Origin of the sequence: Vibrio sp. Vb1729, from assembly GCF_033338655.1 — a bacterium.
Classification (GTDB): Bacteria; Pseudomonadota; Gammaproteobacteria; order Enterobacterales; family Vibrionaceae; genus Vibrio; species Vibrio alginolyticus.
In genome coordinates, this window is record NZ_JAWOTB010000051.1 from 97,557 (window position 1) to 123,696 (window position 26,140).

A 26,140-nucleotide genomic window follows, 5' to 3' on the forward strand; every position below is an offset into this window, starting at 1 on the left:
TTGGTAATTCCGGCTTTTATTGGTGTTTGAACTTAATGATGTCTCTGCGCTGCTTTTTATCTGGGCGGCGTTCCGGACTTGGGTTGTGGGCATTAAGCTTACGTTGAGTCGCGTGTTCCTCACGTTTCGCGATACTCTCATTGGTTTCGCGATATAAGGTTTGTGCGATGGGAGCGCCTCGGCGTTGATCTGAGATTTGTTCGATTATCACGATTTTTTCTTCGTTGCCTTGACGAAGTCTGACTTCAGCGCCCACTTCAACGATTTTACTCGGCTTGCTTCGTTGGCCATTATAGTGGACTTTACCGCCATCGACCATGTTACGCGCGATGGAGCGGGTTTTGTAAAATCTTGCGGCCCATAGCCATTTATCTAGCCTAACGGCTTCATTTAGGGAACTCATAGAACACTACGCTATCTAATCACTGCCCGAATACGGCAATGAGTGATGGATTATTCACCTACAGATGGAGTCAAGGCGTATTTTTTTCAAGGGAGTTGGCAAAAACTGCATAAGAAAAAGGTATGAAAGACAACTTGTGATATAGTTCACTGCTCTTTGTTGAGTAATAATTTTATTGCAAATTTAGCAATTTAAAGTCGATAGCTATCGTTATAGCTTAAATGACGGACGTTAGAATAAAGGAATCCATTCAGTGAAACGTTTAGAGCTAAGTGCAGGATTATCAAGCAGACCGCTACTGGCTCAGATCAAGTCCAATCATTATACCATTCAAGCCAAACTTAGCTTGTTGCTTACCTGTCTGTTTATTGCGATAACCGGATGGATACTTGGCAAAATTGTGTGGTTAGCCATACCTCAATCGTCGGAAGTGCCGCAATGGCGTCCATCGGCGAGTAGCGTTGCTGCGAGCAATAAAGGCGACGCGATAGATTTTAATGCCCTTCAGAATGCCAACCTATTCGGTAAATACACTGAGCAAAAAGCGGCGGTTGTAGAACAGCCTATTGTTAAAGACGCCCCTAAGACGCGCCTTAACCTTACGCTGGTCGGTGCGGTTGCAAGTAGTGATGCCAACACCAGCCTTGCTGTTATTGCTAACCGAGGTAAGCAAGCTACGTACGGTTTGGGTGAAGAAATCGAAGGGACACGTGCGACACTAAAAGCGGTATTGGTGGATCGCGTCATCATTGATAACCAAGGTCGAGACGAGACCTTAATGATGGAAGGTATAGAATATAAGAAGCTATCTGAATCGCCGCAGGTAGCTAGGGCGCAAGCTCAGCGAGCAGAAGCAGCGACGTCTGACGTTGGAGAGAAATTAGAGCAAATCCGCGAGGAAATTGCGAAAGATCCACAAAGCGTTTTTAAATACATCACCATTTCACCCGTCAAAAAAGACGGAGACATTGTTGGTTATCGAGTATCACCTGGTCGTGATGCCGCATTATTTAATGATGTAGGGCTACAACCTGGTGATATTGCGGTTCAACTGAACGGGATCGATTTAAGTGATCCGTCTTCTTCAGTACAACTGATGCAAGTGATGAGCGATCCGCAAGAATTAAATTTAACTGTTGAGCGAGACGGCCAACAGTACGATATCTATATCCAATTGTAAGACTTAGGCAACCGGCGTAAGTTCAGGGAGACATACGTGAAACATTGGTTCAGCAAAAGTGCTTGGCTACTAGCAGGAAGTTTACTCTGCGTACCAGGTGCAATGGCAAACGAATTTAGTGCGAGCTTTAAAGGCACTGATATTCAAGAATTCATCAACATAGTGGGTCGTAACCTCGAAAAGACCATCATTGTTGATCCTTCAGTACGCGGTAAGATCGATGTCCGCAGCTATGACGTACTTAACGAAGAGCAATATTACAGCTTTTTCCTTAATGTCCTTGAAGTATACGGTTACGCAGTCGTAGAGATGGACAATGGGGTACTTAAGGTTATCAAAGCAAAAGACTCAAAAACCTCAGCAATCCCTGTGTTAGGTGATGGCAGCGCGCAAGGCGATAGTGTTATCACTCGAGTTGTCGCGGTGCGTAATGTGTCGGTTCGAGAGTTGTCTCCTCTACTTCGTCAGCTGATTGATAACGCCGGTGCCGGTAACGTGGTTCATTATGATCCAGCGAATATTATCTTGATCACTGGTCGTGCGGCAGTAGTGAATCGCTTAGCAGAGATCATCAAGCGTGTTGACCAAGCCGGTGATAAAGAAATTGAATTGGTGGAGCTGCGTAATGCATCTGCTGCTGAAATGGTACGCATTGTCGAAGCACTGAATAAAAGTGCGAATCAGAAAAGCACGCCAGAGTTCCTTGAACCTAAAATTGTGGCCGATGAACGTACTAACGCGATTTTAATTTCTGGTGATCCAAAAGTAAGAGCCCGCTTGAAACGTTTAATTCGTCAACTTGATGTTGAAATGGCGACAAAAGGTAACAACCGAGTCGTGTACCTGAAAAATGCGAAAGCTGAAGACTTGGTGGATGTATTGAAAGGTGTTTCCGATAACCTGCAAGCTGAAAAGCAAGCCGGTCAGAAAACATCAGGTGCATCGCGTGGTGAGGTCGTCATTGCTGCTCACGCTGCAACTAACTCGTTAGTTTTAACAGCGCCACCAGATATTATGATGGCATTACAAGACGTCATTTCTCAACTCGATATTCGTCGTGCTCAGGTTCTTATTGAAGCGTTAATTGTCGAAATGTCTGAAGGTGATGGTATTAACCTAGGTGTTCAGTGGGGTTCATTAGAAACGGGTGCTGTAATTCAGTACGGTAACTCAGGAGCCCCGATTGGTCAGGTGATGGTTGGTCTAGAAGAAGCAAAAGATCAAACCCGAACTGAATACTATACCAACTCTAATGGCGAACGAACGCCATATGATGTTACTGAATCAGGTGACTACTCTACGCTAGCGTCAGCACTTAGCGGAGTAAATGGTGCGGCAATGAGTATTGTCATGGGTGACTGGACAGCGCTAATTAGTGCTGTTGCTTCTGACTCCAACTCAAACATTCTATCTTCGCCGAGTATTACCGTAATGGATAATGGCGAAGCATCATTTATTGTGGGTGAAGAGGTTCCGGTTATTACGGGCTCTACGGCTGGCTCAAACAACGACAATCCATTCCAAACGGTTGACCGTAAAGAAGTCGGTATCAAACTCAAAGTAGTGCCACAAATTAACGAAGGTGACTCTGTACAGTTAAACATTGAACAAGAAGTTTCCAACGTATTAGGCGCAAACGGTGCGGTTGACGTTCGCTTTGCTAAACGACAGTTAAACACCTCTGTCATGATCCAAGATGGTCAGATGTTGGTTCTTGGTGGTTTGGTCGATGAACGCGCACTTGAAAGTGAGTCCAAAGTGCCGCTATTGGGTGACATTCCGGTACTTGGCCATCTGTTCAAGTCAACTAGCACGCAAACAGAAAAACGTAACTTGATGGTGTTCATCAAGCCGACGATTATTCGCGATGGTGTGACGGCCGACGGTATTACGCAGCGTAAATACAACTTTATTCGCGCAGAACAGCTTTACAAAGCGGATCAAGGGTTGAAGTTGATGGCTGACGAGAAGATCCCGGTTATGCCTGCCTTTGGCCAGGAGCGTCAGCACCCAACAGAGATCCAAGCGTTTATTGATCAAATGGAAAACAACTAATGGTTGATATGTTAGACACAGCGCCAAGTATGCGTCGTCTGCCATTCAGTTTTGCCAACCGCTTTAAACTGGTGCTGGAGACAGAGCATCCTGAGCGTCCACCTATTCTTTACTATGTCGAGCCGCTTAACCCTGCGGCTCTGGTTGAAGTCCGTCGTGTATTAAAGAAAAGCTTCGTACCGCAACCTATCGATAAAGAAGCCTTTGATAAAAAGCTGACTGAAGCATATCAACGCGACTCGTCTGAAGCGCGTCAGTTGATGGAAGATATTGGTGCTGATAGCGATGATTTCTTCTCTTTGGCTGAAGAACTGCCGCATGATGAAGACTTATTAGAATCGGAAGACGATGCGCCAATCATCAAATTGATCAACGCCATGTTGGGCGAAGCGATCAAAGAAGGTGCGTCGGATATTCATATTGAGACGTTCGAGAAAACCCTTTCGATTCGTTTCCGTGTCGATGGCGTATTGCGTGAAGTTCTGACCCCAAGTCGTAAGCTAGCGCCTTTGCTGGTTTCTCGTGTGAAGGTTATGGCTAAACTAGATATCGCAGAAAAGCGTGTGCCTCAAGATGGCCGTATTTCGTTGCGTATCGGTGGTCGTGCGGTGGACGTGCGTGTATCGACGATGCCGTCCTCACATGGTGAGCGCGTGGTAATGCGTTTGTTGGATAAAAACGCGACTCGTCTTGATTTACATAGTTTGGGCATGACCCCTTCAGTGCATGACAACTTCCGTCACTTGATTGGCCGCCCTCACGGTATCATCTTGGTGACGGGCCCGACAGGTTCTGGTAAATCAACCACCTTGTACGCTGGCTTGCAAGAGATCAATAGCAACGAACGCAACATTTTAACGGTTGAAGACCCGATCGAATTTGATATTGATGGCATCGGTCAAACTCAGGTGAACCCAAAGGTCGACATGACGTTTGCGCGTGGCTTGCGTGCCATTCTGCGTCAGGACCCGGATGTGGTGATGGTCGGTGAGATCCGTGACTTAGAAACCGCACAAATTGCAGTGCAAGCGTCCTTAACGGGTCACTTGGTAATGTCTACTCTCCACACCAACACCGCAGTGGGTGCGATTACGCGTCTACGTGATATGGGTATTGAGCCATTCCTTATTTCTTCTTCGTTATTAGGGGTGCTAGCGCAGCGCTTAGTTCGAACGCTTTGTCCAAGCTGTAAAGAGCCGTATGAAGCCGATGCGGAACAGAAAAAACTGTTTGGTATGGAAGCGCATGAACCGTTAGAACTGCACCGAGCAAAAGGCTGTGAAGCGTGTAACCAAAAAGGCTACCGAGGTCGAACAGGTATCCACGAGCTCATTATGGTTGATGAGCAAGTGCAAGAGTTGATTCATCGAGAGTCTGGTGAACAAGAAATTGAGAGAGCCGTTCGCGCCCATACGCCAAGTATTCGCAGTGATGGTTTAAGCAAAGTACGTCGTGGTATTACGTCACTTGAAGAAGTGATGCGAGTGACGAAGGAAACCTAATGGCGGCATTTGAGTACAAAGCGCTAGATGCAAAAGGCAAGCATAAAAAAGGCACGATAGAAGGGGACAACGCCCGACAAGTGCGCCAGCGACTCAAAGAGCAAGGGATGATCCCGATTGAAGTGGTCGAGACGAAAGCTAAATCGGCTAAGTCTTCAGGTTCAGTCAGCTTTAAGCGCGGCATCTCGACATCTGAGCTGGCACTCATCACACGGCAATTGTCTACGCTAGTCCAATCAGGAATGCCTTTGGAAGAGTGTTTGCGTGCGGTCTCTGAGCAGGCTGAAAAGCCGAGGATTCGTTCTATGTTGGCTGCGGTTCGCTCGAAAGTAACAGAGGGTTATCCGCTTGCCGACAGTTTTGCCGATTACCCACACGTGTTTGATGAACTGTACCGCTCCATGGTTGCGGCGGGTGAAAAATCAGGTCACCTCGATACCGTATTAGAGCGTTTGGCAGACTATGTCGAAAACCGCCAAAAGATGCGATCTAAATTGCTTCAAGCCATGATTTATCCTGTAGTTTTGGTGGTATTCGCGGTTGTCATCGTTTCGTTCTTATTGGCGACAGTGGTTCCTAAAATCATTGAACCCATCATTCAGATGGGCCAAGAGTTACCTCAATCGACGCAATTTTTACTGGCAGCCAGTGAGTTTGTGCAAGATTGGGGGCTGATTATTTTCGTTGTGCTGGTGGTGCTTTTCTATGGCCTCAAACTGGCGTTGCAAAAGCCAGACTTTCGCTTAGCTTGGGACAGAAAAATCTTGAGCTTACCGCTAATAGGTAAGATCTCTCGAGGTTTGAATACCGCACGATTCGCACGAACGCTTTCGATCTGTACTTCCAGTGCGATTCCAATTCTAGAGGGTATGCGCGTTGCGGTAGATGTTATGTCTAACCGTTATGTGAAGCAGCAAGTGTTGCTTGCAGCGGATAACGTTCGAGAGGGCGCTAGTCTGCGTAAGGCGTTGGACCAAACCCGCTTGTTTCCACCAATGATGCTACACATGATCGCCAGTGGTGAGCAAAGTGGTGAATTAGAGAGCATGTTGACGCGGGCAGCCGATAACCAAGATCAAAACTTTGAATCAACAGTCAATATTGCTCTGGGTGTGTTTACTCCTGCGCTGATTGCATTAATGGCTGGATTAGTGTTGTTCATTGTGATGGCGACCTTGATGCCAATGTTAGAAATGAATAACTTGATGAGCGGATAATTTCGAATTAAGACGTGTCTACTAACGGCATGGCTTTAATCTAACTTTCGGAGAAAAAAATGAAGTTTAAGCGTAGTAAACAACAGGGTTTTACACTTTTAGAAGTGATGGTTGTTGTGGTTATCCTAGGTATTTTGGCAAGTTTTGTTGTTCCAAACCTATTGGGTAACAAAGAGAAGGCAGACCAACAAAAAGCGATTACGGACATTGTCGCGTTGGAAAATGCCTTAGATATGTACAAGTTGGATAACAGCGTTTACCCAACAACGGACCAAGGTCTAGAAGCATTGGTTAGTAAGCCATCTAACCCAGAGCCACGCAACTACCGTGATGGTGGTTACATCAAACGTCTTCCTAATGACCCTTGGGGCAACCAGTACCAATACTTAAGCCCAGGTGATAACGGTACAATCGATATCTTCACTCTAGGCGCAGATGGCCAAGAGGGTGGAGAAGGTCCAGCTGCAGATATTGGCAACTGGAACATGCAAGACTTCCAATAATTGAGCCTAAGCCAGCACTAATGAAACAAATGCGAAAACATAACGGTTTTACATTGATAGAAATTCTATTGGTGCTGGTTTTGCTATCTCTTACGGCTGTGGCCGTGATCTCGACGTTACCGACTAGCCAAAAAGATCTTTCCAAACAGTATGCTCAAAGCTTTTTTCAGCGTTTACAGCTGCTCAATGAAGAAGCGGTGCTGAGCGGTAAAGATTTTGGCGTTCGAGTGGATGATGCCAAATCGACCTACGCTCTACTGAGTTTAACCTCAGAAGGTTGGCAGCCTCTGAAATTAAAGCAGATTCCGAGCAAAACCAAGCTAGAAGAAGATATTACGCTACAACTCGAGCTCGGCGGTGGTGCTTGGGATAATGATGAGCGCTTATTCAAACCAGGTTCTCTTTTTGATGAAGACATGTTCGCAGAAGAAGAGGACGAAAAGAAAATTGAGCCACCGCAAGTGTTTATCTTTTCCAGCGCCGAAGTCACGCCATTTACCCTGTCTTTTTTTCCGCAAAATGGTGATGCCTTTAATGACGGTTGGCGAGTCATTGGCAAAGAAAGTGGACAAATTTTGTTATTAGCTCCGGGCGAAGAAGTGAAAGAGGATGAGAATGCGCAATTTTAAGCAAGCTCGCCTAAATTTGAGTCATCGCCGGACGAGAGGCATGACCTTACTGGAAGTATTGGTCGCACTGGCAATTTTCGCTACCGCTGCCATCAGTGTCATTCGCTCTGTGAGCCAGCATATTAATACAATCAGTTATTTAGAAGAAAAAATGTTTGCAGCCATGGTTGTGGATAATCAGATGGCAAATGTGATGTTGAATACCGGAGAACTCAAAGCGAAAAACGGCACAGAAGAGCTGGCAGGACGCACTTGGTTCTGGAAAGTCACGCCAGTCGCCACGACGCAGCCATTGCTGAAAGCATTTGATGTAAGCGTCTCGGTAGAGAAAAGCGCGAGCCCTATAGTAACGGTACGAAGCTATGTGGCGCAATAATAATCCCCGCGCAAATACGCGCCAAAGGGTAAAAGGTTTTACACTTATTGAAGTGTTGGTATCGATTGCCATCTTTGCCAGTTTAAGTGTCGCTGCGTACCAAGTGGTATCGCAAGTACAGCGTAGCAATGCGCTATCACAAGAACGAACCCAACGCTTAAACGAAATTCAGCGTGCCATGGTGATGATGGATAACGATTTTCGTCAAATGGCGATGCGTCAAACACGTACTAATGGTGAAGAGCCTGCTAGCCGGCTAATTTTTTGGTCCGATTACCTGTTGGACTCCGATACTAAAGGGCTGATGTTTGCCCGTTTAGGTTGGCACAACCCTCAGCAGCAGTTCCCTCGTGGAGAAGTAACCAAGGTTGGCTATCGCTTAAAAGAAGAAACACTGCAGCGAGTATGGTGGCGCTACCCTGATACGCCGGTTGGGCAACAAGGCACTGTTACTCCATTGCTAACGCAGGTCGAGTCATTTGATATGCGTTTCTATGATGGTAAGCAATGGAAAAAAGAGTGGGCTGAAGAAAAAGCGCTGCCGAAAGCGGTTTCTGTTGTTCTCACTCTCAAAGACTATGGAGAAATTGTCCGCACTTATCTCACTCCTGATGGCACATTGAGTCAGAAAGAGGAAAGTTCAGGAGACAGCAATAATGGTTAACCGTCAGCGCGGTGTTGCTTTGATTATAGTGTTGATGTTGCTGGCGATTATGGCGACGGTTGCTGCCAGTATGTCAGAACGTTTGTTCTTGCAGTTTCAGCGAGGCGCTAATCAAATCAATTACCAGCAAGCGTATTGGTACAGCCTTGGCGTCGAGGCGCTAGCAAAAGTGGGTATCGAGCAAAGTTATAAAGACACCGACACGATTAATATGAGTCAACCGTGGGCGATAAAAGAGCAAGTCTATCCGTTAGATTATGGTCAAGCGGCGGGACGAATTAGAGACAAGCAAGCGTGCTTTAATCTAAATGTATTGAGTCGTGTGCAACCAACGGGTCAGCAAATTACAAGACCATATTTAGTGAATGTATTGCAGCGCCTATTAGAAGAGTTGGATGTCGAGCCATATCAAGCAGAAATCATTGCAGACTCTACTTGGGAATACATTGATGCTGATGACTCTGTCCGTTCGACTACTGGGGTTGAAGACAGCACATATGAAGCGATGAAACCTTCCTATTTGGCACCAAATGGTTGGATGGCAGATGCTTCCGAGTTACGGGCTGTCTATCAGGTGAGTGGTGAAATTTTCCAAAAATTGGAGCCGTTGGTCTGTGCATTGCCAAGTGATGACTGGCGTTTAAACGTGAATACGATTGATGTTGAGCAAGCTCCGATTTTGGTGGCAATGTTCTCACCAAACTTAAGCAGTAGTGATGCGATTCAGCTAATTGAAAAACGCCCATTTGATGGGTGGGATAGCATTGATGAATTTTTAGCAGAGTCAGAAATGGCTGGCTTAAGTGAAGATGTAAAGAAAAACGCCAAAGGCTATTTGGGTGTAGATAGCGCCTTTTTTGAATTGGATGCACAAGTGTTGGTGGATGAATCACGTGTACGTATCCGAAGCCTTTTGCAAAGTACAAATAGAGAAACGGTGACCGTAGTTCGCCGTCGTTTTGGAGGGATCAGTGAGCGAGTTTCTGACCGTTCGGCTGAGTAGCGAACAACAAAGTACCATTCCTTGGGTGGTGTGGTCGACAGATCAACAGGAAGTGATTGCTAGCGGTGAAATCGCCGGATGGGAACACTTAGATGAATTGGTCTCATATGCTGGTCAGCGCCAAGTTGTGGCGCTGTTGGCGAGTAATGATGTAGTCCTGACGCAAGTGGATATACCACCTGGTGCAACACGCCAATTCGAGGCGATGTTACCGTACTTAGTGGAAGACGAAGTTGCTCAGGACGTTGATGGCCTGCACTTTAGCGTGTTGGGTAAACAAGCGGATAAAGCGCAGATTTGCGCAGTTGAACGTGCTTGGATTCAGACTGTACTGCAACGTTTCTCAAGCCAAGGTATCGCCATTAAACGCATTTTACCCGATGTGCTTGCGTTACCGGTTCGTGGAGATCACAGCAGTGCTGCAATGATTGGCGAGCAATGGCTAATTCGTCACTCTGCGACAGAGGGCGCGGTTGTCGACGCTTCTTGGTTAGACCTTTACCTCTCTTCTTATCTACAAAATCATGGAGGTTGGAAGCTCGATTGCTATAGCTCGGTCCCGGAATCTGCGTTACCTGAAATATGGGAGCCGCAACCAGAAGAAATGACGATGGCTATACTGGCGAAGGGGGTGACAGAAAGCAAAGCCAATTTGCTGACTGGGATCTTCAAGCCGAAATCTTCTTGGGGTAAATACTGGAAGCTCTGGCAAAAAGCCACCATTGCTGCGGGGGTGCTTATCGTCGTTATGGTTGCGCAGCAGTTGCTCGTGGTCCACAAGTACGAAGCACAAGCTCAAGCGTATCGTGAGGAGAGTGAGCGTATTTTCCGCCAGGTGTTCCCAAATAAACGACGCATTCCTACCGTTAGTTACCTCAAACGACAAATGGATGATGAAGAGCGCCGCTTATCTGGTGGAAGTGGTCAGCAGGCAATGTTGTCATGGTTGGCGGCATTACCCGCGACGCTTGGTCAGGTCAGTGACTTGGAGATCACTAGCTTTAAATACGACGGACAACGTGGCGAAGTACGTATTCAGGCTCGTAGTTCAGACTTCCAACCTTTTGAGCAGGCTCGTGTGAAATTGGCAGAGAAGTTTAATGTTGAGCAAGGTCAGTTGAACCGTAGCGATAACGTTGTGGTTGGCAGCTTTGTTTTGAAGCGTTTGTGAGGTGATGATGAAAAACTTAATTTCTCAAGCTCAGGTTTGGTGGAGCAGCATCTCGCAGCGTGAGCAGCGTTTGGTCATGGGATGTGGCGCTATTGCCGCTATCGGTATTATTTATTGGGGTTTATTACAGCCAATGAGCCAACGTGCGGAGCTAGCTCAGTCACGTATTCAAAGCGAAAAACAGTTGCTAGCTTGGGTACAAGATAAAGCGGATGGCATCACTGCACTGCGAAAAAGCAGCGGTGTGAGCTACTCTAGTCAACCGTTGAATCAGTTGGTTTCTTCTTCAGCTCGTCGTTATAAAGTTGAGTTGATTCGCGTACAACCTCGTAATGAGAGCGTTCAAGTGTGGATCAAACCACTCGCGTTTAATCAACTAGTGGATTGGTTACGTTACTTGAAAGAGCAACAGGGTATTGAAGTCGAATTTTTAGATATCGACCGAACAGAGCAAGCGGGCATGATCGATGTAAACCGCCTTCAGTTTAAGCGAGGTTAAGGTGAAGCGAGCAGTACTTTACGTTGTTATCTTTATCGTCTTTTTTTCAGTCAGTCTTTTAATGGGATTACCAGTCTCTTGGGTGTTACAACAAGCACCAACAGTGAGAGGCCTGGACATTCAAGGAGCCAACGGTTCGGTATGGCAAGGTCAAGCTGCTAGTATTCGTTGGCAGCGCCAGAACCTTGGAGAAGTTAATTGGGATTTCCAATGGTCGAGTCTACTGACAGGTAAAGCTGAGTTTGCTGTGCGCTTTGGTCGTGGTAGTGAAATGGACGTTCGTGGGCGCGGTTTTGTCGGCTATAGCTTAAGTGATGGCCCTTATGCCAAAAACTTAGTTGCCTCGATTCCGGCGGTAAAAGTTGTTGAGCAAGCGCGCCTCCCTGTGCCTGTTGGTGTTGATGGGCAGCTTGAGCTGAATATTCGTCATGCGACTTATGCTGTGCCTTGGTGTAAGAACGGTGAAGGCACTTTAGTATGGAATGCCAGTGGTATTCAAAGCCCCGTTGGCAGCTTAGATCTCGGTCCTGTGATTGCCGATATAAACTGTCAGGATAGTGTATTGACGGCAACTGGTGAGCAGAGCAGCAAACAAGTCTCTGCGGCGTTTTCCGCTGAACTGATGCCTAATCAACGGTACTCAACCAAAGCGTGGTTCAAACCTGGTGCAGAGTTCCCATCCAGCATGGGGGAGCAACTGAAATGGTTGGGTAAGCCGAATGCTCAAGGTCAATATGAGTTTAATTACCAAGGGCGCTTCTAACCTATCGTGACAAAATCCAATATCTTAAAAGAGCTGCTATTGCGCAGCTCTTTTTGCTTTTGGATCATCGTAAGCTAAAACCTCTATTCGCTGTACATTCGATCTTGATTGGGAATGAGTGAAAGTTTAAAGCCTTGATTTTTAATTGATTTTTAATTAATTTTTTCTTTCGTTCAGCTTTGCAAGCAGTTGGAACATAGTAGGCCAAATGCTCCAAGTGCTGTACAGAAGGTCAAAAAGAAAAGGCCACGAAGATATTCGTGGCCTTTCTATTGCTAGAACTTTGTGCTCTAAATTTTACCGATAAGGCGCTTAATCTTTGCGTTGTAAAATCTCATTCCAAGGTAAATCCGCATCACCAAGAACAATAAAGTTCGGGTTTTCTAGTGTTTCCCGCTCGTTATATGACAGCGGTTCTAATTGCGTGCTGAGAATACGTCCGCCAGCTTCTTCAACAATGCATTGTGTCGCAGCGGTGTCCCACTCACCTGTTGGACCTAGTCGGAGATAGCAATCTACCGCCCCTTCCGCGACGAGGCATGCTTTCAATGCTGCAGAACCGAGCGGTATTAAGTCGTAATTCCAGGCGCTGCTCATACGGTTAGTAATACGATTGATGTCTTGGCGACGACTAATAGCAATTGCGATGCTTTGCTCTGGCTGTTCGTGTTTGTGTGTATGGATTTTGACGCTGTCCGACATGTCGGGAATTTTCCAGGCGCCTTTGCCATTATAAGCGTAGTAAGTCACGCCAGATACAGGGCCGTAAACGACGCCCATGGTTGGTCGATTGTTGTCGACCAACGCAATAATAGTGGCAAAGTCACCACTGCGAGCGATGAATTCTTGAGTACCATCAAGAGGGTCGACTAACCAATAACGTTCCCACTGAGCGCGTTGCTCTAAGCTTATGTCTGCGTCTTCTTCTGACAACACGGGAATGTCAGGCGTCAGATCACTCAAGCGTTCAGTGATGAACTTGTGAGCTGCAATATCTGCACTTGTTACGGGAGTTTCGTCACTTTTGGTGTAGGCCTCGTATTGCTTCTTTTCATATATTTCGAGGATCATTTGCCCAGCACTGCGGGCAATCTCGATGACTTGAGGAAGTAGGTGAGATAGATCTTTTGTCATTGGCATAAGTGATAGTCCTTACTCACAGTGTTATTCGGTTCTAATGACCGTTATTGGTTATGCTTGTGAGTGGTGTTTGGTAAGTGTTTCAGTGCCAACATTAGCGCTGTGATGCTTCGTGCTTCACAGAAATCCATGTGAGTTAATAACTCTTCGGCTTGCGCAAGTGGCCAACGCACAATTTCCAGTGGTTCAGGCTCATCGCCTTCTTGCTTCTCTGGATAAAGCGCCTGTCCTAAAAATAGAGTCATTTTGCTCGAAAAGTAAGATGGCGCGAGGATAACTTGTTTCAACGGGGTTAACTGATTACAGCCAAAGCCGATTTCTTCTTTTAACTCACGATCCGCAGCTTGGTGTGGTGTTTCTCCTGGGTCAATCAGCCCTTTTGGGAAACCTAGCTCGTAACGTTCAGTTCCAGCGGCGTATTCACGCACCAGTAATAAATCGCCTTGTTCTGTTACAGGGACTACCATTACAGCATCTCGTCCACTTGGCTTCATACGCTCATAAGTACGGTGCTCACCATTGGAAAAACGAAGGTCGAGCGCTTCCACAGCAAACAGTTTGGATTTTGCAACCGTCTGGCATGAGAGTATCTCTGGTGGGGTTCGTTTCGGCATGACGCTGGCTCCTTGGTGTCGTTGGCGTTTACGAGATGCGTAAGATTCTTAATATATGAGAACTCCGCCTGAGTTTCTAGCGGATTTTACGAGTCGAGCTAAGCATCTCAGCATCACCTCAGTATCGATACAAAAATGGGAGACCGAAGCCTCCCATTTTCTGACAGTGTTTACTCTTAGTAGTAAGAGTGATCACCACGGTCATGTTCTGTAGCATCACGAACTGCGGTTAGTTCACCAATGAACTGGTTTAGCAGCTCTTTCTCGATGCCTTCTTTTAGTGTTACGTCAACCATAGAACAGCCATTACAACCGCCACCAAATGCAACAATCGCAACACCGTCTTCAGTGATCTCAACCAAGTTTACGTGACCACCGTGGCCAGCAAGTTGTGGGTTCACTTGAGTTTGGATAACGTACTCAACGCGCTCAACCAGTGGTGCGTCGTCCGCAACTTTACGCATTTTAGCGTTAGGTGCTTTTAGCGTTAGCTGAGAGCCCATTTTATCGGTAACAAAATCGATTTCAGCGTCTTCAAGGAATGGCAGGCTTAGCTCATCCACGTAAGCTGAAAAACCGCTGTAAGAGAGTTCAGTGTCGGTCGATTCTACTGCTTCTGGTGGGCAGTAAGACACGCCACACTCAGCGTTTTGTGTACCTGGGTTCACAACGAAAATACGAATGTTAGTGCCTTCAGGTTGTTGACCTAAAAGGTTAGCGAAATGCGTTTGCGCAGTTTCTGTAATAGTAATATTTGACACGACGAATACCCGAGTAAATTTGTAGGTTACTGCTGCTATTCTACTCTTGTTGACGTATGGGTCTAGTCTTTTTGATGCTAAGGCATGGCGAAGCGATCTAGAGAGAACGAGGAGCAGGTGTTCTGCAGATGCAGTAAATATCGATGCTTTCTACGCCAACTTCAAGTAGTAAATGACATAATTGTCGGACGGTACTGCCTGTGGTGACTACGTCATCGACGATGGCAACATGGGAAGAGTGAGGTTGCTTATTGAGAATAAACGCGCCTTTTAAGTTTTGTTCACGGCTTGTTTTGGTATTACCACGCTGTGATTGGGCGAGCTTTACTCGACGAAAGACCTTCGCATCAAAATTAGTCTGCAATTGCTTGGCGAGGTGTCGGGCTAAAACATCACTTTGATTAAAACCCCGGCGCAGGTAACGCTGCCAGTGCAATGGCACACTGGTAATGATTGGAGCTGGCGTGGTGATGCGCTGTGCCAGTTGCTCGGTTAATGCTTTTACATGCCAAGACTCTCCGTGATCTTTAAAGCGTTGTACTTCCCGTGAAAGGGGAAAGTCGTAATCGCCTAACGTGTATAGCTTTTGCCATGGCGGTGGCTTTGAAAGACATTCACCACAAATACTATCCGTACTCATTTCTTCTTTCTGTAATGATAAACCGCAGCGTTGACATCGTTTTACCGGAGTTAGGTATTTTAAACAGTGCTCGCACCAGCGCAGAGTATTTGTGTGGCTTAGTGTTTGAATAGGGAGCCGACACAGGCCGCATTGACTGCTCAATACGCGATGCATGATGTTTTGCCAGTGATGAGATAACATAGCGTTTATTCATGGTGATATTTTACTCAGCCTAACGCTTGGCTGAAGCCGTAGGGAATAAAATAAGTGGGAGAGATTGAGAGCATGAGCACGAAATTACACTGGCAGTCATTTGGTCAGGGACCAGATTTGGTGTTACTTCATGGGTGGGGCATGAATGGTGCGGTATGGCAGCAGACAGTCGAGTCTCTTCAACCTTATTTCCGAGTTCATGTGGTTGACCTTCCGGGGTACGGACATAGCGCCGAATCTCATGCCGAAGATTTAGACCATATTGCTAACTTGGTGGTGCAAGGTGCGCCAGAGAAAGCGATTTGGCTTGGTTGGTCCCTCGGAGGTTTAGTGGCGACGCATGTGGCATTAAATATGCCCGAGCGCGTGGCTAAGTTGATTACGGTTGCCAGCTCACCAAAATTTGCCGCAGAAAAACCGTGGCGCGGCATTCAACCGAATGTACTGAGTGCGTTCACCTCTCAGTTGCTAGAAGATTTCTCACTGACCATTGAGCGCTTTATGGCGTTGCAAGCGATGGGCAGCCCATCAGCGCGTAAAGACGTTAAACAGCTCAAGCAAGCGATACTATCGCGCCCTCAGCCAAACCCTGAATCGCTGTTGGTTGGGCTAAACATCCTTGCTGATGTGGATCTGCGCGATGCGTTGACGTCTCTTTCTGTTCCAATGTTGCGTCTTTATGGCCGTTTAGATGGGTTGGTGCCAATTAAAGTAGCTAACGATTTAAGTGAACAGTTGCCTCATACCCAGCAGTTTGTTTTTAATCAGTCCTCTCATGCGCCTTTTATCACCGAACATGACGAATTTTGTGTTCAAATCCGAGAGTTTGCTCACGATTGAGCAAGTGCGAGCGGAAACACCTCAAGTTGTTTAAAAAGTGGTCGATATAAAAGCTGGTGAGGTTTTATTAGCCAATAAAGCTAAGCCATATTGACGAGTTGGGCGACTCTGAGGAGGGTTCGCAATGATTGTGTCACCGACCAACGTAAGTGTGCCACTGATCGCCCCATCCGTGAATGTGCAGACGGAACAAGCAGCTCGCGACAATAAAGTCCGAGAGCCTGTAACGCCAACGGTCGCATTGGCCAAAACCAATGCAGAGCGAAAAGTAAAAGGTGATGACAAGCGCCGACGTCAGTCTTCTTGGGATCCTTCAGAGCATCCTGATTATGATATGGAAACGGAAGTCGACACGCGTTATCAAGAAGAGCCGGAAGATACACTAGAACGGCTTTTTAGTTTGCTTGCGCTCAAATCGTATAGTGAAGACCAGGGGAAAGGCTACGCGATCCGCTTTCGCTTACCAAAGCGCATTTTGGATGCTGCGATCAATGAAGGATTAATGGAAAAGCGCAGGAAGGTGATCAAGTTTCATTATGGTCATGCAGTCGCTCCCCATACCCCGTCAGAAGTGATAGCAGTATTATGACGACTCAATATCCTACTCAAACAAAAACGCTCCAAGCAGGTTGACTGATTGGAGCGTTTTCTTTTTAGTTATGAAAGCTCGTTAGCGGTGAAGCCTAGGTAAGGTTACTTTTTCGCTTTAGCAAACGCTGCAGCAAACGCACCGCCCATCGCGCTGTTCGATGACGAATCATCACGGCGAGGCTGACGACGCTGCGGTTGGTCATTACGACGTGGCGCTGCTGATGAGCGTTGGCTGCGGTTGTCTTGACCCGGTTCGTCGTTCATACGCATCGATAGACCAATGCGCTTACGCTGCACGTCCACTTCCATCACTTTCACTTTGACGATGTCGCCTGCTTTCACCACTTCACGTGGGTCAGACACATAACGATCTGTCAGTGCAGAAATATGCACAAGACCATCTTGGTGAACGCCGATATCAACGAAGGCACCGAAGTTGGCTACGTTAGACACCACGCCTTCTAGAATCATGCCCGGTTCCAAGTCAGATACCGAGTTTACACCTTCTGCAAAGGTCGCCGTTTTGAATTCTGGACGTGGGTCACGACCCGGCTTGTCTAACTCTTTGATGATGTCTGTAATGGTTGGAACGCCGAAGTTATCGTCGGTGTAATCGACCGCATGCAGACCTTTAAGGAAGCTTGAATCACCAATCAGTGCTTTGATATCTTTGTTGTTCTTCTCAGAAATCGCTTTGACCACTGGGTACGCTTCTGGGTGAACCGCAGACGCATCAAGTGGGTTCTTACCATCCATAATACGCAGGAAGCCCGCACACTGCTCGAACGCCTTAGGACCTAAACGAGGTACTTTCTTCAAGGTTGTACGTGCTTCGAAGCGGCCGTTCTCATCGCGGAAGTCGACAATGTTCTGCGCGATGGTGCTTGATAAGCCTGCTACGCGCGTCAGTAGCGCCGCAGAAGCAGTGTTCACATCAACACCAACCGCGTTTACACAGTCTTCCACAATCGCATCTAGGCGTTTTGCCAACATAGATTGGCTTACATCGTGCTGGTATTGACCCACACCAATAGATTTCGGATCAATTTTCACGAGTTCAGCCAATGGATCTTGCAAACGACGTGCAATCGACACTGCACCACGCAGTGATACGTCCATATTCGGGAACTCTTTTGCTGCAAGCTCAGACGCTGAGTAAACCGAAGCCCCCGCTTCACTTACGATGATCTTCTGAACTTTCAGGTTGCCACGTTTGATGACGTCTGCGACAAAGCTGTCGGTTTCACGTGAAGCCGTACCGTTACCAATCGCAATCAAATCCACGTTGTACTTACGCACCAACTGCTCAACGATTTGTGCTGACTTGTCGTATTGTTTTTGTGGTGGGTGAGGGTAGATGGTTTCGGTTGCAAGCACTTTACCTGTTGAGTCGACAACCGCGATTTTTGAACCTGTACGCAGACCCGGATCTAGACCAAGTGTTGCACGAGGGCCAGCCGGTGCTGCCATCAACAAGTCTTTTAGGTTAGTGGCGAATACTTCAATCGCTTCGATTTCAGCGCGCTCTTTCATTGCGCCCATTAGCTCGGTTTCCATGTGCATCGATACTTTGATGCGCCATGCCCAGCTGATCACTTGCTTACGCCAGGTATCCGCAGGTGCGCTGCTTAGCGTTACGCCATAATGGTCGGCGATAATCGTTTCGCAGTAAGACTGACGAGCGCCTTCTTCCTGTTCTGGATCAGCGTTCATCGCCAATGTCAGGAAGCCTTCGTTACGGCCACGCAACATCGCCAGTGCGCGGTGCGATGGCACTTTGCTTAGGGGCTCGTTGTGGTTGAAGTAATCTTTAAACTTCTCGCCTTCTTGCTCTTTGCCTTCAACGACTCGTGAGACCAGTTCCGCATTGCGATTTAAGTGGTTGCGAATTTTTTCCAGTAAGTTTGCGTCTTCTGCGATGCGCTCCATGATGATCGCGCGAGCGCCATCCAATGCAGCTTTGGTGTCTGCGATGCCTTTGTCTGCATCAAGGTATTTGCTTGCTTCGCTTTCTGGCTCGGTTTGTGGGTGATTCCAAAGCTGATCTGCGAGCGGCTCAAGACCAGCCTCAATCGCGATCTGACCTTTCGTACGACGCTTGGGTTTGTAAGGTAGGTATAAGTCTTCAAGACGAGTTTTGCTGTCTGCCTGCGCGATCTCTTGTTCTAGCTCTGGCGTCAGTTTGCCTTGCTCTTGGATTGATTTGAGGATGGTTTGACGGCGATCATCCATTTCACGAAGGTAAGACAGACGGCTGTCCAAAGTACGAAGCTGGGTATCATCAAGGCCCCCCGTCACCTCTTTGCGGTAACGTGCAATAAAAGGGACAGTGTTGCCATCATCAATTAGGGTGACAGCGGCGTTGACTTGCTCTGGGCGAACATTCAGTTCTTGAGCAATCATGCGACAGATAGCTTGGCTCATCCGTGTTTTCTCTTTTAATTCGGTTTTGGTTGTATAGAACATTGGGGTCGTTCGAAGAATTTGCAATGTTTTAAATTAACGAGGCAAAAATTTACCGGGCGCTGGTGGACATCAGTCAGATTTATGTCAAAACTGTAATTAAATTGAGAACTTATATCCGCAGTTATCGACTAACCTAATTCCACGGTTGTTGATATCACTAAATGTACCTCGGCTTATACGGATAATCATGATGAAAAAAATGTCTTTGGCGTTAGCGCTTACGAGTGCCTTACTTGTCGCCCCGCTTAGTTGGGCGCAGTCTATCTCAGGAACCACACAAGCTCCCGTTTATCAGCTCGATAACAAATTGGTACTAGGGCGTGTGGAGAGCGTCTACTACAGTGACATTCCGGAACTAAAAGCGGTGCCATTTATTGGCAAGATTGATACTGGTGCAGATACGACATCGATGCATGCGGAGAATATCCATGTCAGTAGCTCACACCCAGATTACCAAGATTTGAAAGATAACGAGTTACTTTGGGCGATTGTCGATGACTTAGGTGGTACGAAGGCAAAGTGGGACGCCGACAGCTTTAAGCCATATCAAGTAAAGGTTAGCTTTACGGTTCCTCACCCTTATACAGGGAAGGAAATACAGATTACCGATGCTCTGGAAAGAGTGAGCGCGATTCGCAGTCGAACAAGCAAAAAGCCCATCCTACGCCCGACAATAAAAATGCCGATGACAATCGCTGGTCACACCGTTGATACGGAAGTGAACCTGACCAAGCGTACGCAATTCTCTTCTCCTATCTTGATTGGTAAAACCTATCTCGATGATAACGCATGGGTCTTCGCTGGTTACGATTACCTTCAAGAACAGCCACGCGCAAAAATGATTGGCAAAAAAGAGACGGTTGAAGTCGAAGGTGTGCCATATAAGATCAGCATCTCAACTTCTAGCCGTTATACCAACGTCCATGCACTGGACATCAAGGTAGACAAAAAGCATAACGAAGTCTCTTTTATGTTAGAGGGCGAGAATGGCAAGCGTCATCCAATGACATTACCCTTGGTACGAATGCTGAAAACGACCAAAAGCGAGCGCCCTTTAGTCTATTTACCCGTCAAAGTCGGCGAAAATGAAACTCAACGTTGGTTGGTGTATCTGCGTGATCGCAGTAAGTTCAGTTCGCAAATTCGCTTAGGTCGGGACGTCGCGAGTCAGCACTTTGTTATTGATACGGACAGAGAAAATCTACTGGGTGGCGTAGAAAAAACGTTCAAAAGCGCACTCAAATCAAAACCTCTTGTCGTTTCACCAGAAGAACAGGTCACCATTGATGGTTATACCGTCCCTGCTTACCCCACTTTTACTGTGAAAACGCCATTACTGCGTGTAAATGGGTTTGAAGTAACAGAAAAAGGTAAGGATGAATCCGTCACGTTTTATTTAATGAACGATGAGGGGAAAGAAGAAAAAATCACCAAACCAGTGTTGAAAAAGCTCAAGGTTGGCAGCGCGGTTCGCCCTGTTGTCGAAGGAGACTTTCTTCTCGGTAGAAAAGACACATCAATGAAGTTTGCGCTCGATGTGCTTGATGAGGGTGACACTCAACCCTTTTTCGTGTTTGGTCATGACATAGCCAAGGGTGGTGTGTTGCTGAACACTCGCGCAGACCATCTACTAGATGCAAGGCCACTTTTCAAAGCTGGCCACATCGAAGTGGCGGAAGTTGAGGGGATGTCTTTCCCTGTGAAGTTAGACACGGGTGCAGATGTAAGCTCAATCAATGCTAAGAACATCAAGCAGTTTAAGAAAGACGGCAAAGACATGGTGAGCTTTACCTATGAGAACGATCTTGGTATGAAACAGGCGTTTACTAAGCCTGTTGTTGATGTCATGCGTATTAAAGCGAAGAAAGGCGAGAAAGCGAACGTACGCCCTGTGGTTGAAATGCATGTTAAGCTTGGCGAATTAGAGAAGAAGATCCGAGTCAACTTACAGGACCGAGGTCGCTTCCATTACAGCATGATTTTAGGTAAAAACTTCCTAAAACATGGCGCGGTTGTTTCGAGTGCTACGAATTACATCGTGACGCAAAAACCGGATTACGAAAAGTAACACTCTGGCCGCCTTATCACCTTGATACCCAAAGCCTGAAAAACATTGGATCTTTGGGTATATCATCTCCTTAATGCTGCCAAAGAGCAGCATTTTTTAGTTGAGATAGGAGTTAATTTGAAAACTAAGCTGATTACACGAGAAGGTTACAACAAACTCAAACAAGAGCATGATTACCTTTGGAATGAAAAGCGCCCGGAAATCACCAAGATCGTCACTTGGGCTGCGAGCCTGGGCGATCGCTCAGAAAATGCGGATTACACCTTCAATAAACGTTTACTCCGTCAGATCGACCGTCGTGTCCGCTTCCTTCGTAAATTCCTGCCAGAAGTCACGATCGTTGACTATTCTCCGCAACAAGAAGGCAAAGTCTTTTTTGGTGCATGGGTGGAAATAGAAAATGAGGCAGGAGAAGTGAAAAAGTTTCGTATTGTCGGGCCTGAAGAGATTTATGGCGATGCGAAAGACTACATCTCTATCGATTCACCTATGGCGCGAGCGATGTTGAAAAAACAAGTGGATGAAGAGTTCACGGTACGCACCCCAGAAGGTGAAAAAGAGTGGTTCATCAACTCAATTGAATACACTCAACCGGCCTCGGAAGACTGAGGCTTTATCACCGATTCAAGTCTCATGAAGTTCACTAGAAGTGACTTGGGTCTCAACGTCAGAATATTTGGTATAAAGGCATGGTGCCTTTCTCGGAGAAGTAAAATGAACAAAGCAGTCATGTGTAGTGCTGCACTAACAATAGGTTTCTCACTTTCAGTTTTTGCTCAAGATGAAGTGAAAGGCTGTGACGCTAAAGAGTTAGCGGTAGAGCAGCAGCTTGAGTATGCAAAAGCGCAAGGTAATGAGCATCGCATTAAAGGCTTGGAGCAAGCACTTTCCGCTATCCAGAATGAATGCTCGGAAGGTGAGCTGCGCCAAGAGCTGCAAACAGAAGTGGAAGAAAAGACTAAAGAAGTTGAGGAGCGAGAGGAAGAATTAGTCGAAGCTCAGCATTCAGGGAAAGCAGACAAAATTGAGAAAAAACGTCACAAGCTGGCTGAGGCACAGCAAGAGCTGCTTGAGGCCAAACGTGAACTGGAATGGAATTATGGTCAATAGTAGGTGCTGAAAATACCTGCTAGAGAGAGAATAAAGCGCTTAAGATAAAAAGAGTAACAATTTGCTTGAGCACGTTAGGAAAAACAGTGATACATTTTCGACAATAGACGCTTCTGAAAGGATGTTTCAATGCAAGAAAATCATAAAATTTTAGTGGTTGATGACGATGCTCGTTTACGTGCTCTATTGGAGCGTTACCTTTCTGAGCAAGGTTTTCAGGTACGAAGTGTCGCCAATGGCGAACAGATGGATCGCCTACTAACGCGCGAAAACTTTCACTTAATGGTGCTGGACCTAATGTTGCCAGGTGAAGACGGTTTGTCAATTTGTCGTCGTCTACGCCACGCGAACAATATGTTGCCAATCTTAATGCTCACCGCGAAAGGTGATGAAGTGGACCGCATCGTGGGTCTTGAGGTAGGGGCGGATGATTATTTGCCAAAACCGTTTAACCCACGCGAATTGTTGGCTCGCATCAAGGCCGTATTACGCCGCCAAACCGTAGAGTTGCCGGGTGCACCAAGCACGGAAGAAAAAGTGGTGGAGTTCGGGGAGTTCCGACTCAATCTAGGCACTCGCGAGATGTTCCGCGGTGACGAGGCAATGCCACTCACCTCTGGAGAGTTTGCTGTCCTAAAGGCGCTCGTGATGAATGCACGTGAGCCAATGTCACGAGATAAATTGATGAACATGGCGCGTGGCCGTGAATATTCTGCAATGGAACGTTCTATTGACGTACAAATCTCACGTTTACGTCGCATGTTAGAAGACGATCCGAGCAAGCCGCGCTACATTCAAACCGTGTGGGGCCTAGGTTATGTTTTCGTCCCAGACGGCAAAGAGGTGTAATCTCTTCACTCCATAGCCAGCACTTGACTATAGCAACTTCAGCCTTCATTACCTTCCCTTTGAAGGCTGAAATTTCGCGATTAGGACCACTAGGAACGTTCCATGCGCATCCGAAGTTCACTGACACAATCTATTCTGCTGTTCATCTCTTTGCTTCTCGCGAGCCAAGTTTTCTCTTACTACGCCGTTTTTAACTACGCGTTGATGCCGAGTTTGCAGCAGTTCAATAAAATTCTCGCCCATGAGCTCAATTTGGTGCTTGATGATGAAGGACCTTTAAAGTCTGATGCACCGTTAAGGCGTCAATTATTAGAAAGACTAGGGGTGACGGTTCATAGTCTCGATAGCGATAAGGCGATTGAATTTCATCACGCAATGTCGATTGATTTGATGTCTGAAGAAATGAGCCAAGAGCTGGGTTCGCCCACAGAAGTGCGCTTATTGCTTGGCGATGAAAGTTACATTTTGTGGATGCACATCGAAAAGTTGCCGAACTCCATCATTCGTATTCCGTTATCTGAGCTGCAAGAAGAAGATTTTGCCCCGCTGTTTCGTAACAGCTTGATTATGGCGCTGCTGATCATTGCAGGTGGTTGGTTGTTTATTCGTTTGCAAAACCGTCCACTTTTGGCTTTGGAGAGAGCCGCGAAAGACGTCGGTCGAGGTGAGATCCCGCCCCCCTTAGCAGAGAAAGGCGCATCGGAGATTCGCTCTGTAACTCGAGCCTTTAATCAAATGTCGAAAGGTATTCAAGAGCTAGAAGAAGACCGAGCCTTATTAATGGCGGGGATTAGCCATGACTTACGAACACCTCTGACGCGTATTCGCCTAGCAACAGAAATGATGTCTCCTGAGGACAGCTATCTTGCGGAGGGGATCATTAGCGATACGGAAGAATGTAATGAGATCATCAGTCAGTTTATGGATTATCTCAAACCGGTGAACCAAGAATCGTTTGAAGCGGTTGATATCAGTACGATTGCCAGTGACGTCGCCAGTTCTGAAGGTGGTTATGAGGTTGAAATTGAAACAGATCTTAATCTTAACTTGCCGCCAGCCAAAGGAAGCGCGATTGCGATTAAGCGGGCGATCAGTAACTTAGTTGTGAATGCGCTACGTTATGGCAATGGCTGGGTCAAAATCAGCACTGGTGTGACAGCAGATAAGCAGCTAGTGTGGATTTCAGTAGAGGACAACGGACCGGGTATCGAGCATTCTCAAATCGCGAGGTTATTTGAACCCTTTACGCGTGGTGACACCGCTCGCGGTAGTGAAGGCACTGGGCTAGGGTTGGCGATTGTGAAGCGTATAATCAGCCAACATTCAGGCTCTGTGGTGATGCGTAATCGCAGTGAAGGCGGTTTAATCGCTCAAATCAGCTTTCCTACCAAGTAAGTCGATGGCCTGCACCCTTTAAACAAAAAGCCCAACCTAAATAGGTTGGGCTTTTCTTATTCTCAATAATCTTAAGACTCTTTCACTTCCTGAGGAAGTTCATCTTCGTCTTCCAGTTTCTCTGGCAGAAGTAGATTTAAAATGATCGCTGTGATGCCACCTGCTGCAACACCAGTTGAGAAAATACTCTTAATAAATTCTGGCATAAATTGCAGGATCTCTGGTTTTTGTGCGATACCAAGTCCCATTGAGAAGGATAAGGCCATGATCAGAATTGCGCGGCGATCGAGCTCAACACGAGAGATAATACGCACACCAGCGGCAGCAATCGTACCAAACATGACAATCGTTGCGCCGCCAAGTACTGGCTCAGGAATCAGCTGAACAAAGCTAGCGACGCCAGGAAACAAGCCAAGAATCACTAACATGCCAGAAATAAAGTAACCCACGTAGCGGCTCGCGACTCCTGTTAGCATGATGATGCCGTTATTCTGGCTAAACGTTGAGTTCGGGAAGCTGTTGAAAACGGCTGCGATTGCAGAGTTTAAGCCGTCTGCTAACACACCGCCCTTAATGCGTTTCATGTACACTGGGCCTTTTACTGGCTCACCAGACACTTCAGATGTTGCGGTAATATCACCGATGGCTTCTAGTGCGGTAATAAAGAAAATCAGTACCAGCGGAATGAACAGAGACCAGTCAAACGATAAGCCATATTGCATTGGTACGGGCAGTGCTACGATCTCGGTTGCGCCTAGCTGAGAAGTATCTACCATCCCCATAAAATACGCCATGATGTAGCCCACTAGCATCGCAATCACGATTGAAGCCACACGGATGTATGGGTTTTTCGAGCGGTTTAAAATCACAATTAATCCAAGTACCGTCCCAGCCAGAGCAAGTTTGTCTAAGCTGCCGAAGGTTCCTTCATTTAATGCTGCGTAGCCACCGCCCATTGATACTAAGCCGACTTGAATCAGTGTGAGACCGATAAGAGTGACGACGATGCCTGAAACAAGCGGAGTGATGATTCGGCGGGCATGCTCCAACACGCGAGATAGAAAAATTTCTGCAAATGATGCGACTAAAATCGTACCAAAAATGGCAGCCATCATGGTACTGATGTCTGCTCCACCGGCTTTCAGCGATAGGCCTGCACCAATAATAGGACCTAAAAAGTTAAAGCTGGTGCCTTGAACAGAGAGCAAACCAGAGCCAATTGGGCCAACGGTGCGAATTTGAATAAACGAAGACACGCCTGACGCAAACAAAGACATGCTGATGATGGTATTCGTTTGGTCTGCTGGTACACCCAAAGACTGACAGATGATCAGTGACGGAGTGATAACCGCGACGAACATCGCCAATAAGTGCTGAAGTGCGGCAAAAATGGTTTGAGGCAAAGGTGGTCGATCGTTGAGTTGATAGACCAGTTCCGAAGATCGGTTTGAAGTTGTCATTGTTTGTCTCGCTAGTCGCAATATTTCCCTAGTTCTCGCTGAATGG

General features: G+C 46.7%; 26 protein-coding genes. 19 read left to right on the forward strand and 7 right to left on the reverse strand.

The window, feature by feature from the left end; all coding sequences use genetic code 11:
- Nucleotides 1–16: 16 nt before the first annotated feature.
- Nucleotides 17–403 (reverse strand): ribosome-associated heat shock protein Hsp15, encoded by a 387-nt coding sequence (gene hslR, locus R7E29_RS22780; RefSeq protein ID WP_005379292.1) that lies wholly within the window; start codon nt 401–403, stop codon nt 17–19.
- A 253-nt stretch (nt 404–656) separates the two neighbouring features.
- Between hslR and gspC the strand changes: the two genes are divergently transcribed.
- From gspC to R7E29_RS22840, 12 genes are read left to right on the forward strand one after another with little or no spacing between them, the layout of a single operon-like run.
- Nucleotides 657–1,583: a type II secretion system protein GspC gene (gene gspC / locus R7E29_RS22785; protein ID WP_005379294.1), complete on the forward strand. Its 927-nt coding sequence runs from the start codon at nt 657–659 to the stop codon at nt 1,581–1,583.
- Between the two features lie 36 nt (nt 1,584–1,619).
- Nucleotides 1,620–3,638: a type II secretion system secretin GspD gene (gene gspD / locus R7E29_RS22790; protein ID WP_005379295.1), complete on the forward strand. Its 2,019-nt coding sequence runs from the start codon at nt 1,620–1,622 to the stop codon at nt 3,636–3,638.
- On the forward strand, nt 3,638–5,140 hold the full coding sequence (gspE, locus tag R7E29_RS22795; RefSeq protein ID WP_005379296.1) for a type II secretion system ATPase GspE: 1,503 nt from the start codon (nt 3,638–3,640) through the stop codon (nt 5,138–5,140). The genes gspD and gspE overlap by 1 nt, the downstream gene beginning before the upstream one ends.
- Nucleotides 5,140–6,357: a type II secretion system inner membrane protein GspF gene (gene gspF / locus R7E29_RS22800; RefSeq protein ID WP_033905910.1), complete on the forward strand. Its 1,218-nt coding sequence runs from the start codon at nt 5,140–5,142 to the stop codon at nt 6,355–6,357. The genes gspE and gspF overlap by 1 nt, the downstream gene beginning before the upstream one ends.
- 59 nt (nt 6,358–6,416) lie before the next feature.
- A complete protein-coding gene (gspG, locus tag R7E29_RS22805; RefSeq protein WP_005379298.1) occupies nt 6,417–6,860 on the forward strand; it encodes a type II secretion system major pseudopilin GspG in 444 nt (147 codons plus the stop codon).
- 29 nt (nt 6,861–6,889) lie between these two features.
- Entirely contained in the window at nt 6,890–7,489 is a 600-nt protein-coding gene (locus tag R7E29_RS22810; RefSeq protein ID WP_017635010.1) for a prepilin-type N-terminal cleavage/methylation domain-containing protein, read from the forward strand.
- Nucleotides 7,476–7,865 carry a type II secretion system minor pseudopilin GspI gene (gspI, locus tag R7E29_RS22815; protein WP_170960382.1) on the forward strand — a complete coding sequence of 130 codons (390 nt, stop codon included), beginning with the start codon at nt 7,476–7,478 and terminating at the stop codon, nt 7,863–7,865. The genes R7E29_RS22810 and gspI overlap by 14 nt, the downstream gene beginning before the upstream one ends.
- Nucleotides 7,852–8,529, forward strand: a complete 678-nt coding sequence (gene gspJ / locus R7E29_RS22820) for a type II secretion system minor pseudopilin GspJ (protein WP_054576823.1) — start codon at nt 7,852–7,854, stop codon at nt 8,527–8,529. Before gspI ends, gspJ begins: the two co-directional genes overlap by 14 nt.
- Nucleotides 8,522–9,532, forward strand: coding sequence for a type II secretion system minor pseudopilin GspK (gene gspK / locus R7E29_RS22825; RefSeq protein ID WP_054576824.1), 1,011 nt, complete (start codon nt 8,522–8,524; stop codon nt 9,530–9,532). The genes gspJ and gspK overlap by 8 nt, the downstream gene beginning before the upstream one ends.
- Nucleotides 9,501–10,703, forward strand: coding sequence for a type II secretion system protein GspL (gene gspL / locus R7E29_RS22830; protein ID WP_318083112.1), 1,203 nt, complete (start codon nt 9,501–9,503; stop codon nt 10,701–10,703). Before gspK ends, gspL begins: the two co-directional genes overlap by 32 nt.
- A 7-nt stretch (nt 10,704–10,710) precedes the next feature.
- Complete coding sequence (locus R7E29_RS22835) at nt 10,711–11,202, forward strand: type II secretion system protein M (protein WP_054576826.1); 492 nt, start codon at nt 10,711–10,713, stop codon at nt 11,200–11,202.
- 1 nt (nt 11,203) lies between these two features.
- Nucleotides 11,204–11,965, forward strand: coding sequence for a type II secretion system protein N (locus R7E29_RS22840; RefSeq protein ID WP_054576827.1), 762 nt, complete (start codon nt 11,204–11,206; stop codon nt 11,963–11,965).
- 312 nt (nt 11,966–12,277) lie between these two features.
- On the opposite strand, the gene cysQ is transcribed toward R7E29_RS22840, so the two are convergent.
- The 4 genes from cysQ to R7E29_RS22860 all read right to left on the reverse strand — a co-directional run bounded on the left by cysQ (nt 12,278) and on the right by R7E29_RS22860 (nt 15,303).
- Entirely contained in the window at nt 12,278–13,105 is an 828-nt protein-coding gene (cysQ, locus tag R7E29_RS22845) for a 3'(2'),5'-bisphosphate nucleotidase CysQ (protein ID WP_005379308.1), read from the reverse strand.
- 44 nt (nt 13,106–13,149) lie between these two features.
- Complete coding sequence (gene nudE, locus R7E29_RS22850) at nt 13,150–13,719, reverse strand: ADP compounds hydrolase NudE (RefSeq protein WP_005379309.1); 570 nt, start codon at nt 13,717–13,719, stop codon at nt 13,150–13,152.
- 176 nt (nt 13,720–13,895) lie between these two features.
- Nucleotides 13,896–14,480, reverse strand: coding sequence for a Fe-S biogenesis protein NfuA (gene nfuA, locus R7E29_RS22855; RefSeq protein WP_005379313.1), 585 nt, complete (start codon nt 14,478–14,480; stop codon nt 13,896–13,898).
- A 97-nt stretch (nt 14,481–14,577) separates the two neighbouring features.
- Nucleotides 14,578–15,303: an amidophosphoribosyltransferase gene (locus R7E29_RS22860; RefSeq protein ID WP_054576828.1), complete on the reverse strand. Its 726-nt coding sequence runs from the start codon at nt 15,301–15,303 to the stop codon at nt 14,578–14,580.
- Between the two features lie 84 nt (nt 15,304–15,387).
- On the opposite strand from R7E29_RS22860, the gene bioH reads away from it, so the two are divergent.
- Entirely contained in the window at nt 15,388–16,155 is a 768-nt protein-coding gene (gene bioH, locus R7E29_RS22865; RefSeq protein WP_021707605.1) for a pimeloyl-ACP methyl ester esterase BioH, read from the forward strand.
- 124 nt (nt 16,156–16,279) lie between these two features.
- Nucleotides 16,280–16,744 carry a hypothetical protein gene (locus tag R7E29_RS22870; protein ID WP_005379316.1) on the forward strand — a complete coding sequence of 155 codons (465 nt, stop codon included), beginning with the start codon at nt 16,280–16,282 and terminating at the stop codon, nt 16,742–16,744.
- 104 nt (nt 16,745–16,848) lie between these two features.
- On the opposite strand, the gene R7E29_RS22875 is transcribed toward R7E29_RS22870, so the two are convergent.
- On the reverse strand, nt 16,849–19,170 hold the full coding sequence (locus R7E29_RS22875; protein ID WP_005379317.1) for a Tex family protein: 2,322 nt from the start codon (nt 19,168–19,170) through the stop codon (nt 16,849–16,851).
- Between the two features lie 229 nt (nt 19,171–19,399).
- On the opposite strand from R7E29_RS22875, the gene R7E29_RS22880 reads away from it, so the two are divergent.
- From R7E29_RS22880 to envZ, 5 genes are all read left to right on the forward strand, one after another.
- Nucleotides 19,400–21,280 carry an ATP-dependent zinc protease gene (locus R7E29_RS22880; protein WP_136976539.1) on the forward strand — a complete coding sequence of 627 codons (1,881 nt, stop codon included), beginning with the start codon at nt 19,400–19,402 and terminating at the stop codon, nt 21,278–21,280.
- Nucleotides 21,281–21,397: 117 nt separating this feature from the next.
- Complete coding sequence (greB, locus tag R7E29_RS22885) at nt 21,398–21,889, forward strand: transcription elongation factor GreB (RefSeq protein WP_005379321.1); 492 nt, start codon at nt 21,398–21,400, stop codon at nt 21,887–21,889.
- A 105-nt stretch (nt 21,890–21,994) separates the two neighbouring features.
- Nucleotides 21,995–22,390 (forward strand): DUF1090 domain-containing protein, encoded by a 396-nt coding sequence (locus R7E29_RS22890; RefSeq protein ID WP_005379332.1) that lies wholly within the window; start codon nt 21,995–21,997, stop codon nt 22,388–22,390.
- 129 nt (nt 22,391–22,519) lie between these two features.
- Nucleotides 22,520–23,239: a two-component system response regulator OmpR gene (gene ompR / locus R7E29_RS22895; RefSeq protein WP_005379333.1), complete on the forward strand. Its 720-nt coding sequence runs from the start codon at nt 22,520–22,522 to the stop codon at nt 23,237–23,239.
- A gap of 102 nt (nt 23,240–23,341) precedes the next feature.
- Nucleotides 23,342–24,634, forward strand: a complete 1,293-nt coding sequence (envZ, locus tag R7E29_RS22900) for a two-component system sensor histidine kinase EnvZ (protein ID WP_017820700.1) — start codon at nt 23,342–23,344, stop codon at nt 24,632–24,634.
- 71 nt (nt 24,635–24,705) lie between these two features.
- Here the strand turns inward: envZ and R7E29_RS22905 are convergent, their stop codons facing one another.
- On the reverse strand, nt 24,706–26,094 hold the full coding sequence (locus R7E29_RS22905; RefSeq protein ID WP_005379335.1) for a uracil-xanthine permease family protein: 1,389 nt from the start codon (nt 26,092–26,094) through the stop codon (nt 24,706–24,708).
- Nucleotides 26,095–26,140: the final 46 nt, after the last annotated feature.

Excerpts from the sequence above, each read along its gene's own strand:
- R7E29_RS22905 (WP_005379335.1), bottom strand. The coding sequence starts at position 26,094 with ATGACAACTTCAAACCGATCTTCGGAACTGGTCTATCAACTCAACGAT.
- R7E29_RS22875 (WP_005379317.1), bottom strand. The coding sequence starts at position 19,170 with ATGAGCCAAGCTATCTGTCGCATGATTGCTCAAGAACTGAATGTTCGC.
- R7E29_RS22810 (WP_017635010.1), top strand. The coding sequence starts at position 6,890 with ATGCGAAAACATAACGGTTTTACATTGATAGAAATTCTATTGGTGCTG.
- bioH (WP_021707605.1), top strand. The coding sequence starts at position 15,388 with ATGAGCACGAAATTACACTGGCAGTCATTTGGTCAGGGACCAGATTTG.
- gspI (WP_170960382.1), top strand. The coding sequence starts at position 7,476 with ATGCGCAATTTTAAGCAAGCTCGCCTAAATTTGAGTCATCGCCGGACG.
- R7E29_RS22870 (WP_005379316.1), top strand. The coding sequence starts at position 16,280 with ATGATTGTGTCACCGACCAACGTAAGTGTGCCACTGATCGCCCCATCC.
- R7E29_RS22835 (WP_054576826.1), top strand. The coding sequence starts at position 10,711 with ATGAAAAACTTAATTTCTCAAGCTCAGGTTTGGTGGAGCAGCATCTCG.
- ompR (WP_005379333.1), top strand. The coding sequence starts at position 22,520 with ATGCAAGAAAATCATAAAATTTTAGTGGTTGATGACGATGCTCGTTTA.
- gspJ (WP_054576823.1), top strand. The coding sequence starts at position 7,852 with ATGTGGCGCAATAATAATCCCCGCGCAAATACGCGCCAAAGGGTAAAA.
- envZ (WP_017820700.1), top strand. The coding sequence starts at position 23,342 with ATGCGCATCCGAAGTTCACTGACACAATCTATTCTGCTGTTCATCTCT.
- cysQ (WP_005379308.1), bottom strand. The coding sequence starts at position 13,105 with ATGCCAATGACAAAAGATCTATCTCACCTACTTCCTCAAGTCATCGAG.
- gspF (WP_033905910.1), top strand. The coding sequence starts at position 5,140 with ATGGCGGCATTTGAGTACAAAGCGCTAGATGCAAAAGGCAAGCATAAA.
- R7E29_RS22880 (WP_136976539.1), top strand. The coding sequence starts at position 19,400 with ATGATGAAAAAAATGTCTTTGGCGTTAGCGCTTACGAGTGCCTTACTT.
- R7E29_RS22890 (WP_005379332.1), top strand. The coding sequence starts at position 21,995 with ATGAACAAAGCAGTCATGTGTAGTGCTGCACTAACAATAGGTTTCTCA.
- nudE (WP_005379309.1), bottom strand. The coding sequence starts at position 13,719 with ATGCCGAAACGAACCCCACCAGAGATACTCTCATGCCAGACGGTTGCA.
- hslR (WP_005379292.1), bottom strand. The coding sequence starts at position 403 with ATGAGTTCCCTAAATGAAGCCGTTAGGCTAGATAAATGGCTATGGGCC.
- gspG (WP_005379298.1), top strand. The coding sequence starts at position 6,417 with ATGAAGTTTAAGCGTAGTAAACAACAGGGTTTTACACTTTTAGAAGTG.
- gspK (WP_054576824.1), top strand. The coding sequence starts at position 8,522 with ATGGTTAACCGTCAGCGCGGTGTTGCTTTGATTATAGTGTTGATGTTG.
- R7E29_RS22860 (WP_054576828.1), bottom strand. The coding sequence starts at position 15,303 with ATGTTATCTCATCACTGGCAAAACATCATGCATCGCGTATTGAGCAGT.
- gspE (WP_005379296.1), top strand. The coding sequence starts at position 3,638 with ATGGTTGATATGTTAGACACAGCGCCAAGTATGCGTCGTCTGCCATTC.